Source organism: Rhodococcus sp. (in: high G+C Gram-positive bacteria), from assembly GCF_049299235.1.
GTDB lineage: Bacteria > Actinomycetota > Actinomycetes > Mycobacteriales > Mycobacteriaceae > Rhodococcus.
The window spans coordinates 1-9,550 of the sequence record NZ_JBAQXC010000275.1 but is presented as its reverse complement, the minus strand read 5'-3'; the positions used below and the strand labels follow the sequence as shown (position 1 = coordinate 9,550).

Genomic DNA, 9,550 nt, shown 5'->3' with positions numbered 1-9,550 from the left:
GAATCCGCGTGCGGCCCTCTCGTGCCGGGAGGACTCACGTGCTACGAGGCTGCCCCGTCGACGCGGTGGTTCCCCCGTCGACGGGGAAGATGCAGCCGGTGACATACGCGGCGTCCTCGCTGGCGAGGAACAGAACCGGCCCGACGACGTCCTCCGGATAGCCGGGGCGTCCCAAGGCGATCCTGTCGGTGTAGGCGGACAGATCTGCGTCGTCCTCCCACGCGTCCCGGGTCAGCTCAGTGATGGTGAAGGCCGGAGCGATCGCGTTGACCCGGACTCCCTCCCGGCCCCAGTCCAGCGCGAGTGACCGCACGAACCCCGAAACCGCGTGTTTGGTGGCGTTGTACGCCGCTTGCCCCCAATCGCCGTACAATCCGGACACCGAGGACGTGGCGATCACAGTGCCCTTGCTCTTCTTCAGATGCGGCTCGGCCTCGGACACGAGATGAAACAGGCCGTCGACGTTGGCCGCGAAGCCCCGACGCCAATCCTCGTCGCTCAGCTCGGAAATCGGCCCGGCGGGACTGACACCAGCGTTGCTGACGATCACGTCGATCCCGCCGAACGCGGCGACCGTACGCTCGACCAGTGCCGCGACCTCACCGCGGACGGCCACATCCGCGGTGACCGCCATCGCGCGTTCCTCGGCGTGCCCTTCGATCGTCTCCTGCAGCGGCTCGATGTGACGACCGGACACGACGACGCGAGCCCCGTTCTCGAGGAAGCCGCGGGTGATCGCCCGGCCCATACCGCTGCCGCCGCCCGTGACGATGACGACACGGCCCTGGTGGTGGTAACTGTTCTTCGTACTCATCGAACGGTGTTCCTCCTTCGTTCCGCCGATATGCTGCCGACGTCGTTGGGCGGGTGCTCTCGTCGTCAGCTCTGCGCTGCTCGGGCGAACACGTCGACGACCGCATCGCAGAAGGCGGGCAGGTCGTCGGGGTTGCGACTCGACACGAGATTCCCGTCGACCACCACCTCCTCGTCGACCACCGTGCCGCCGGCGTTGCGGATATCGGTGCGTACGCTCGGATACGACGTCAGGGTGCGATCACGCACGACATCGGCCTCGACGAGCATCCACGGCCCGTGGCAGATCACGCCCACGGGACGTCCCGACCGGACGAAATCCCGGACGAACGCGACCGCCGCCGAATTCTGCCGCAGGTGATCGGGATTGGTGGTGCCACCGGGAAGCAGCAACGCATCGAAGTCGTCGACCGACGCGTCGGCCACCGTCTCGTCGACGCGGTGTTTGCCCGCCGGATGCACGTCGGCGTTCATCGCCTGGATCTCGCCGGAATCCAATGAGAGCAGCCGGGTCTCGGCACCGGCTCGCTCCACGGCCCGGCGGGGCTCGACGAGTTCGACTTCCTCCACACCGTCGGTGGCCAAGATCGCGACCCTCCGTGATGCCAGCGGACCCGTATCCGACGCGGAATTGCTTGTGTCCGAAGCGTTCATGGTCGGCCATCCTTTCGACTTGTCGGTCGCTCGCGACGGATACCCGGAACCGGGCCGCGAAACACCGGTGCGCGACACACTGTGACGAGCACACCCGGTATCCGGCACACCGGCCGGCCGCCGGTGTGCCCGGGCGGTGATCGTGTCCGGGTGCTCGCCGAGGTCGAGGTGATGATTCGGGTCGCGTAATTGACCGCGGGATTTGAACACCGCATGCCGGCGGTAGCCGAGGCAGGAGTGGACCCAGCGGATACCAGTGGATCCAGCGGAGATCAGGAGAGGAAGGCCCAACGATGAAGGCGCTCACGTGGCAGGGCAAGCGCACCGTCGAGGTGGACACGGTGCCGGACCCGCGGATCGAGGAACCGACCGATGCCGTCATCCGCGTCACCACCACCAACATCTGCGGGTCGGACCTGCATCTGTACGAGGTGCTCGGGGCGTTCATGACGCCGGGCGACATCCTCGGGCACGAGCCGATGGGGATCGTCGAAGAGGTCGGTCGCGAGGTGACGGGGCTGAAGCCAGGTGACCGGGTGGTGATCCCGTTCCAGGTTTCGTGTGGCGGTTGCTTCATGTGCGGACACGGCCTGTACTCGCAGTGCGAAACGACTCAGGTTCGTGAATACGGCAGCGGGCCATGTTCGACAAGCAGATCACCCTGCGCATGGGGCAGGCCAATGTGAACCGGTGGGTACCGGAGATCGTTCCCTTGCTCACCGACGACGATCCACTCGGTGTGGACACCTTTGCCACGCACCGGCTTCCGCTGTCCGAGGGACCTCACGCATATGACATCTTCCAGCGCAAAGCGGACGGGGCCGTGAAGATTCTGCTCGAGCCCTGAGTTTCGAGCCCTGAGTTGCATCACCGATCTTCCGGCGCGATCGGTTCGGCGAGCACCGGATCGTACGCGGGGCCGTGTGCGTCGGGGTCGGGAACGACAGTCGCGGACACGGCGGGTGACGTGCCGGAACCGAGTGCGAACACCAAATGTCCGCCCAGGGCGCCGCCCGCCCCGACCAGCCCGAGACCGGCCAGGCTCAGGGCCACCGCGGAGCGTGATGATCCGGGGGCGCACCGCCGACGCCGGTACGACGCGGCCGTCAGCGCGATGCCCGCGACGTTCGTCACCGCATGGACGAGACCGACACGGCGCTGCACCGTGCTGCACCGTGACCAGTCCGACCATCCGGTGAGCAGCGTCGGCGGAACCGCTACCAGCCCCAGCCCGAGCAGTCGTCGGGCCGCGTCCGGGCGGTGAAACAACAGATCGAAGACGGCAGCCGACGTCCACGCCCCGATCGGCACCGCCACCAGGGTGGGATGCAGCGGATGGCCGAGGAACTCGCCGTGCAGGACACGCCCGACCGGGCTGTCGGCGATCGGCCGCACGAAGCGGCGGACGGCCGTGGCCGGGCCGTCGAGCCAGGACACCGATTCGGTGCTTTCGAGCAGTCGTGCGATCGGGGAGGAAGACGAGGTCGGGGAAGACAGGGTCGGGGAAGACGGGGTCGGGGAAGACATGTAGGTTGCGTACCCCACCGGAGAGGCCGGGAAACGGAGAGGCCGGGAAACGGAGAGGCCGGGAAACGGGGCGCTACCCGACGATGATCGTGCCCATCGCGCCGCGGTCCCCGTCGACCATCCGGTGGTTGAGGAACGTGTAGGTGCCGGGTTCGAGGAATTCCATCTCGACGAAGCCACCCTGGGCGACCGCCAAATCGAGTGCTTGCGATCCGCCACGGTCGGGGCCACCGGCGCGCAGCAGATAGGCGCCTTCCTTGTACACGGTGTCGAACTGGCTTCCGACCACGTGGAAGCTGGTGCTCTGGGCGGGGCCTGCGGCGAGCAGCCAGATGCGGATCCGATCACCGACCTCGGCGTGCAACGGCCGGTGCATGTACTGGTGTGCGAAGCCGTTGAACACCACCAGATCGGGGGTTGCCGCCGCGACCTTGTCCGCGTCGACCTCGCCGTCGCCGAGATACACGTCGGACTGCACCATGAGGTATTCGGCGTCGACCGGCGTCAGGCTCGGCGGATCGATGACGACCGCACCGAACATGCCTGCGGCGATGTGCACCGCCATCGGGGCGGTTGCGCAGTGGTACAACCAGATTCCGCTGTGCTCGGCGCGGAACCGGTAGACGAGTTCCTCGCCGGGGTTGATGGTGCGCATCGGTTCGTCCGGGCCGACCATCCCGGCGTGGAAGTCGATGGAGTGGCCCATGGTGCCGTTGTTGACCAGCGTGATCTCGAAGACATCCCCGAGTCGGCCGCGCAGCGTCGGACCCATCGGTTTCCCGTTGTACGTCCACATGGTTTGCGGAGCGCCGACCGCGTATTCGCCGGGAACTTCGGTGACCTCGAACGTGTAGGCGTGGGTGGTGCCGCCGGGAGCGGGCGCGAGCACCGGGTCGCGGGCGACGAAATCGTCCGGGGGTGCGGCGGCGAGATCGACGCCTGCTCCTGCTCCGGCACTGTGGCCGTGTCCGGCTGTGCTGCCGTGCCCGGCTGTGCTGTTGTGTCCGGCTGCGGTGTCGCCGGCCGGCGCGCCGCCGTCGACGAGGATGCTCAGGACCATCCCCTGCTGCCGGTGTCCGACGATCGAGCACCACCCGTCGATGTCGGTGCCGACGACGCCGACGTCGATGGTGGTGGTCTGGTCGGTGGCGAGCCGTCCGCTGTCGTGGCCGGTGGACAGCACCAGGTCGTGGACCTGCTCGTCGGCATTGGTGACCGTGAGGACCAGTCGGTCACCGGCGGGCACCGTGATCGAATCGGGAACGAACCGCATGCCGATCATCTCGACCTGCACCTCGGTGGTGTTGCCGGTCGGTGTCACCCCGGCCGATGCGTCTCCGGTGCCGAGTCCGCCACCGCCGATACCGGAGGTGACGGCTGCGACCAGCGCGAGGCAGGCTAGGGCGGCGGTGGCCTGCACTCCGCGGTTCTGCGGTGCCGGTGTGAACTCGGGTGCCGCCTCGCCGCTCATCACCGCGCGCCGGCCTGCCACCGATGCCTTCGCGCTGGTGACCATGATCGGCAGGAACATCACGAACGCGAGCATCACCAGCGCCGAAACGCCCACCCGCATCCAGCTCGCGAGCGGCAGCAGGAACAGCAGCAGTCCCACGTTGACGACGACGAGCCGCCACACCCACCACCGGTTCATCTTGTCGATGCCCGCGCCGACCACCGCGGGCCCCCCGCCCATCAGTGTGGGCAGCAGGTGACTCATCACCCCGAACAGCAACTGCGCCGCGAACCCGGCGAGGAACGGCACGGTCATCAGCGTGGCGCGTTCCGCGGTCATCGGGCCGGTCGCGAGCACGATGGTCAGGCTCGCCAGCGATCCGAGCAGCCACAGCATCGCCGCGGTGATCGAGGCGGCCGCGAATCCGGTGGGGGGATGTGCGAGGGCTCCGCGTAGCAGCGGGCCCGCGACGACGACCCATCCGGCGAGGTAGATGGCGCAACCGGCCGCGGCGACGAGCGGTTGCCCGGTCAGTGCGCCGACGAGGAGCACGGTGATGCCGGTGAGCAGCACGATCAGCGCGACAGGGCGAGCGGAGCGACGGGGGGTCTTCTGCTCCATGCCGATCAGGTTCGGATACATCACCGTCAGCACCCCGGCGGCGGCCAGACCGAGGAAGCCCAGCAGGTTCATCGCCTGGTGGGCGAGCAGGAATCCGGCTTCGGTGCGATCGGATTGGCCGTAGGCGAGTGCGGCACCGAAACCGGCGCCGACGGGCAGCAGTGCCGCCGACGCCACCAGGAACCACACGCTCTGCGCGTGCAGTGCGGGGTCCTGGCCGTCCGCGGCTCGCGACCGCTGTGCGGCCCGGATCAACAGGAGCAGCGCGATGGCGTGCCATGCGAGCATCGCACCGACGATGACCGCGCCGGTGAGGGTGACCGGGAACCATCCGCCGAGGATGCCGGCGACGGTGACGACGATGCCCGCGTTGAGCAGATAGATCTTGACGAGTTGCGGGGTGCGGGCGCTGTCGGGGAGGTGATAGCCGAGGAAGCGTTCGGCGAGGGTCTGTGACCACACCACGATGGAGTTGGTGACGGCGCCGAGGGTGAACAGGTGGACCAGCAGCCACCGCGATTCGGGGAGGAAGGGGTGCGTCAGGCCGGCGAGGATCAGCAACACGAGCCAGACGCGCACGGGCATCCCCGCGCGCTGGTGCCAACTCTTGGGTCGTTTCACCGGACGCGTTGTGCTCACAGTCGGATGGTAGGACCGATCCACCACCGTTTACTACGACTTGTCGTAGATTTCATATCGGTCCTGCACCGATGCTGCCGTCATAGGCGGCGCATCACCGACACCACCTTGCCGAGCACGACGGCATGATCGCCCTCCTGGACCGGATAGGCCGGATTCCGCGGCTCGAGATACACATGCCCGTTCCGTCGGCGCAACACCTTGACGGTGGCCTCACCGTCGATCATCGCCGCGACGATCTCGCCCGAGTGCGCCTCACTCTGCTGCCGCACCACCACCACATCGCCGTCGCAGATCGCGGCGTCGACCATCGAATCCCCACGCACCCGCAGGCCGAACACCGTGCCCGATCCGACAAGTTCACGGGGCAGAGTCAGCACGTCGTCGAGGTGTTGTTCGGCGACGATCGGCACACCGGCCGCGATGTCACCGACGACCGGCACGGGGACCGTGCCACCCGATCCGGCGGGGGCCGACGCCGCCAGGAACGGGCGGACGTCGAGTTGCCGCGCCACCGACGAACCGCGCCGCAGGAACCCGTTGTCCTCGAGGCTGCGCAGATGCCGGGACACCGACGACAGTGATCGCAGACCCACCGCATCCGCGATCTGCCGGGTGCTCGGCGCGCAACCATGTGCGCCCACCCAATCCCGGATGGCCGCCAGGATCTGCTGCTGCCGCAGCGGCAGGGCCGAGGCGTCGAGGCCGCCGAACATGTCGAAGTCGTCGTAGTCGGTCACGCGGCGAATCGTAGCGACGAACCGGACTGCCCCGTTCAGCCCCGTTCAGCCCATGTCGAAGGTGGCGGGATCGCCGCCCAGGCGGTTCCCGGTGTCGAGAGCGGCGATCGCCTCGAGATCGTCGGCGCCGAGTTCGAAATCGAACACTTCGAGGTTCTGCCGGATACGGTGCGGCGTCACCGACTTCGGGATTGTCACGTTGCCGAGCTGAAGATGCCACCGTAGCGCCACCTGCGCGGCGGTACGGCCGTGCTCGAGCGCGATGCGCGCCAGCGTCGGATCGTCGAGCAGGCCGCGGCCTTGACCGAGCGGCGACCACGCTTCGGTGACGATGCCCAATTCGTCGTGCACCGCCCGGAGTTCGGTCTGCGCGAAATCCGGATGGACCTCGACTTGGTTGACCACAGGTACAACGCCGGTGTCGTCGATGATCGTGCGCAACTGCTCCGGCTGGAAGTTGGACACGCCGATGGATCGGGCGCGGCCGTCGGCGTTCAGTTCGGTGAACGTCTGCCAGATCGTGCGGTAGTCCTCCCGCATCGGCCGTGGCCAGTGGATCAGATACAGATCGACATGGTCGAGCCCGAGACGGTCCAGTGAGGCGTCGAACTCGGTCAGCACGCGGTCCCGGGTCCACGGCTGCTCGGCACTGTTCCACAGTTTGGTGGTGACGAACAGGTCGTCGCGGGAAATCCCGGACGACGCGATCGCCCGGCCCGTGCCGACCTCGTTTCCGTAGATCGCGGCCGTGTCGATGCTGCGGTAGCCGACGGCCAGCGCGCTGGTGACGGCAGTGAAGCATTCGTCGTCGGGGACCTGCCACACGCCGAACCCGATCCGCGGGATCGTCCTGCCGTCGTTGAGCGTCACATTCGGTACCGGAGATGCAGAGGTCATGCCCGGTCAACGCGCGAGTACCGGATATCGTTCCGCGCGTGCCCGGTTTCGGTGCCTGCGCGGGCGGGTAACCGCTCGCATGGTGAAGACAACACACGGTGGTGGTCCGACGACGGGTACGCGGTTCGCCGGATGGGTCGGCTATGCATGCGTCCTGGCGGGGATCGCTGCGATAGCGCTGACACTGTTCGCGGCCGGCGGTGGTTTCGAAGGATGGTCGGCCGTCGGCATTGTCGTCGCCGCCGTTCTGATCATCGTGGGGGCCGTCATGATCGCGCTCAACTTCCGGCGGCGCCGTCTCGGTGGCTCCGGCGGCACTCCCACCCACGAGCCCGGGGTTCTGTAGCCGTGCGGACGGACAATCTGTGGCGGATGCCGGGTGTGTACCGGCCGCAAGAGGATTCGCGGCTGCTCGCGCACGCGTACGGGTGCGCGGGTCCGCCGTCGGATGCGAAGGTTCTCGACTTCTGCACGGGCACGGGGATTCTTGCGGTCACAGCCGCGAGGGCCGGCGCGAAATCGGTTACCGCGCTTGACATAGCGCCGCTCGCCGTGCTCACTGCCAGGCTCAACGCGTGGTCACGGCGGCTGCCCATCAGGGCGCTTCGCGGTGACCTCGGTGTAGCGCGCAGGCTCGGGCCGTTCGACGTCATCGTGTCCAATCCGCCCTACGTGCCCGCTCCGTGCGGAGCGCGGGATCCGCGCTGGGACGCCGGACCCGACGGTCGTGCCGTTGTCGATCCGCTGTGCCGTGCAATGCCGAACCTGTTGCGGCCCGGCGGATTCGCGCTTATCGTCCACTCCGAGTTCACCGGAGTGGACATCACACTCGACATGCTGCGCGAGGGCGGTGTGAAAGCCACCGTGGTCGCGCGGGAGCGCATACCTTTCGGCCCCGTGATGCGGGGCCGAACCGACTATCTAGTGGAATGTCGAACATATTCTCCGTCAGATACTTTCGACTCATATGCGGAGGACGGAATCGAGGAAGTGGTGGTGGTCCGTGCCGACCGACCGGAAATCCCCCGATGACATCCCCGTGGATCCTCTCGCCGAGACCTGCGCAGAAGCACGGGCCGTCCGGTTGGTGCCGGGCGGCCCGATGCTCGTCGAGGGGCCGGTGCGGATCGTGGCCGAGGACGGGACCGTCGTGACGTCCGACCGTTTCGTCGTCGCCGTGTGCCGATGCCATCGCAGCGGAATTTACCCGTTGTGCGACACCAGCCACCGCCGGGGCGCGCGTCCGCCCCGGCAGTGAGCGACATCAGTACCAGTATCGACATCAGTACCGGTGTCGACATCAGTACCAGTGCTGGCGGCCACCGACCGCCCGTCCGGTGGTGCCGACCAGCGCCAGGATGACGCCCACCACGACAAGGATGATGCCCAGTGTCCACAGGATCGAGATCCCGGTCAGGAATCCGACCACCAGCAGGATCAAGCCCAGAATAATCATGTTCGTCACCTTGCTGTCGGTGTCCGCGCTCGAGATGGCCCGGACATGACAGTGAATACCCCCGATCCGGACATTCGAACCCTGTCACACGCTCGGTGGTCACCGCCCGGATCACTCCACAAACCCGCCGGATACCCGCTCGCGCATCGCGATACACCGATGTGGCGCAAACCGGATACACCGATGTGGCGCAAACCGCCGGACGGTGGCATGGTCGAAGCATGCCTACTTCGGAGAACCCCGGTGCGAGCGTCCCCGGCGAGTACAGCGTCGACGACGAAGACCAGTTGCAACCCGAGGACACCCTCATCGATCGCGGCGTCGACGATGTTCTCGACGAAGGGATTTCGCCGCCCGAGCGTCCCCTTGCACTCGAACCGCACGACGACCTCGATTCCCGTCTCGCGGAGGAAGAACCCGACATCGGGCAGGGTGGAGGCGGCCGACGAGCCGACACCGACCGCGCGGGACGGCTCGTCGCGCCGGACGAGGGAACCGGTGAGGACACCGAATCCGAACTTCTCGCCGAGGACGTCGGAATCGACGGCGCCGGTGCCGGAGCCGAGGAAGCGGCCGTCCACGTCGTCGACGAGGACGATGTCGACAGACGCTGAGGGAGAACGGGGCTCTTCGCAGTTAGCAGTGGCATTGGCGCCGGCTGGGTGCGACCCGACGTGATCGACGAGTGCAGGCCCACCGTACCCGGCGGCGTTGGTTCTCCGGGGTACGGAACCCGAACGCGATACGGCC

11 protein-coding genes and 1 pseudogene are annotated in these 9,550 nt (G+C 67.5%); 5 read left to right on the top strand and 7 right to left on the bottom strand.

Annotated elements, in window-relative coordinates:
- Window positions 1–34: 34 nt before the first annotated feature.
- Together WAX14_RS16255 and WAX14_RS16250 are read right to left on the bottom strand one after the other, a co-directional pair.
- Window positions 35–814 carry an SDR family NAD(P)-dependent oxidoreductase gene (locus WAX14_RS16255; protein ID WP_422629085.1) on the bottom strand — a complete coding sequence of 260 codons (780 nt, stop codon included), beginning with the start codon at window positions 812–814 and terminating at the stop codon, window positions 35–37.
- 65 nt (window positions 815–879) lie between these two features.
- Entirely contained in the window at window positions 880–1,467 is a 588-nt protein-coding gene (locus WAX14_RS16250; RefSeq protein WP_422629084.1) for a type 1 glutamine amidotransferase domain-containing protein, read from the bottom strand.
- A 293-nt stretch (window positions 1,468–1,760) separates the two neighbouring features.
- Between WAX14_RS16250 and WAX14_RS16245 the strand changes: the two are divergent.
- A pseudogene (locus tag WAX14_RS16245) lies at window positions 1,761–2,314 on the top strand (alcohol dehydrogenase catalytic domain-containing protein).
- A gap of 20 nt (window positions 2,315–2,334) precedes the next feature.
- On the opposite strand, the gene WAX14_RS16240 reads toward WAX14_RS16245, so the two are convergent.
- The 4 genes from WAX14_RS16240 to WAX14_RS16225 all read right to left on the bottom strand — a co-directional run bounded on the left by WAX14_RS16240 (window position 2,335) and on the right by WAX14_RS16225 (window position 7,344).
- Entirely contained in the window at window positions 2,335–2,994 is a 660-nt protein-coding gene (locus WAX14_RS16240; protein ID WP_422629083.1) for a DUF2231 domain-containing protein, read from the bottom strand.
- A 73-nt stretch (window positions 2,995–3,067) separates the two neighbouring features.
- The gene (locus WAX14_RS16235) at window positions 3,068–5,707 is read right to left on the bottom strand and encodes a multicopper oxidase domain-containing protein (protein ID WP_422629082.1); all 2,640 of its coding nucleotides are present in this window, start codon (window positions 5,705–5,707) and stop codon (window positions 3,068–3,070) included.
- 80 nt (window positions 5,708–5,787) lie between these two features.
- Window positions 5,788–6,447: a transcriptional repressor LexA gene (lexA, locus tag WAX14_RS16230; RefSeq protein WP_422629081.1), complete on the bottom strand. Its 660-nt coding sequence runs from the start codon at window positions 6,445–6,447 to the stop codon at window positions 5,788–5,790.
- A gap of 45 nt (window positions 6,448–6,492) precedes the next feature.
- A complete protein-coding gene (locus tag WAX14_RS16225) occupies window positions 6,493–7,344 on the bottom strand; it encodes an aldo/keto reductase (RefSeq protein ID WP_422629080.1) in 852 nt (283 codons plus the stop codon).
- Window positions 7,345–7,423: 79 nt separating this feature from the next.
- On the opposite strand from WAX14_RS16225, the gene WAX14_RS16220 reads away from it, so the two are divergent.
- From WAX14_RS16220 to WAX14_RS16210, 3 genes are all read left to right on the top strand, one after another.
- The gene (locus WAX14_RS16220; protein WP_422629079.1) at window positions 7,424–7,690 is read left to right on the top strand and encodes a hypothetical protein; all 267 of its coding nucleotides are present in this window, start codon (window positions 7,424–7,426) and stop codon (window positions 7,688–7,690) included.
- Between the two features lie 35 nt (window positions 7,691–7,725).
- Window positions 7,726–8,376 carry a HemK2/MTQ2 family protein methyltransferase gene (locus tag WAX14_RS16215; RefSeq protein WP_422629087.1) on the top strand — a complete coding sequence of 217 codons (651 nt, stop codon included), beginning with the start codon at window positions 7,726–7,728 and terminating at the stop codon, window positions 8,374–8,376.
- A 70-nt stretch (window positions 8,377–8,446) separates the two neighbouring features.
- A complete protein-coding gene (locus tag WAX14_RS16210; RefSeq protein WP_422629086.1) occupies window positions 8,447–8,602 on the top strand; it encodes a CDGSH iron-sulfur domain-containing protein in 156 nt (51 codons plus the stop codon).
- Window positions 8,603–8,644: 42 nt separating this feature from the next.
- Here the strand turns inward: WAX14_RS16210 and WAX14_RS16205 are convergent, their stop codons facing one another.
- Window positions 8,645–8,800: a DUF6131 family protein gene (locus WAX14_RS16205; protein WP_422629078.1), complete on the bottom strand. Its 156-nt coding sequence runs from the start codon at window positions 8,798–8,800 to the stop codon at window positions 8,645–8,647.
- A 221-nt stretch (window positions 8,801–9,021) separates the two neighbouring features.
- Here WAX14_RS16205 and WAX14_RS16200 point away from each other — a divergent pair, with 221 nt between their 5' ends.
- Entirely contained in the window at window positions 9,022–9,414 is a 393-nt protein-coding gene (locus tag WAX14_RS16200) for a DUF5709 domain-containing protein (RefSeq protein WP_422629077.1), read from the top strand.
- Window positions 9,415–9,550: the final 136 nt, after the last annotated feature.

What these genes read in the sequence shown, in the direction of transcription:
- WAX14_RS16255 (WP_422629085.1), bottom strand. Translation starts at nt 814, where the DNA reads ATGAGTACGAAGAACAGTTACCACCACCAGGGCCGTGTCGTCATCGTC.
- WAX14_RS16250 (WP_422629084.1), bottom strand. Translation starts at nt 1,467, where the DNA reads ATGAACGCTTCGGACACAAGCAATTCCGCGTCGGATACGGGTCCGCTG.
- WAX14_RS16240 (WP_422629083.1), bottom strand. Translation starts at nt 2,994, where the DNA reads ATGTCTTCCCCGACCCCGTCTTCCCCGACCCTGTCTTCCCCGACCTCG.
- WAX14_RS16225 (WP_422629080.1), bottom strand. Translation starts at nt 7,344, where the DNA reads ATGACCTCTGCATCTCCGGTACCGAATGTGACGCTCAACGACGGCAGG.
- WAX14_RS16220 (WP_422629079.1), top strand. Translation starts at nt 7,424, where the DNA reads ATGGTGAAGACAACACACGGTGGTGGTCCGACGACGGGTACGCGGTTC.
- WAX14_RS16210 (WP_422629086.1), top strand. Translation starts at nt 8,447, where the DNA reads ATGCTCGTCGAGGGGCCGGTGCGGATCGTGGCCGAGGACGGGACCGTC.
- WAX14_RS16205 (WP_422629078.1), bottom strand. Translation starts at nt 8,800, where the DNA reads ATGATTATTCTGGGCTTGATCCTGCTGGTGGTCGGATTCCTGACCGGG.
- WAX14_RS16200 (WP_422629077.1), top strand. Translation starts at nt 9,022, where the DNA reads ATGCCTACTTCGGAGAACCCCGGTGCGAGCGTCCCCGGCGAGTACAGC.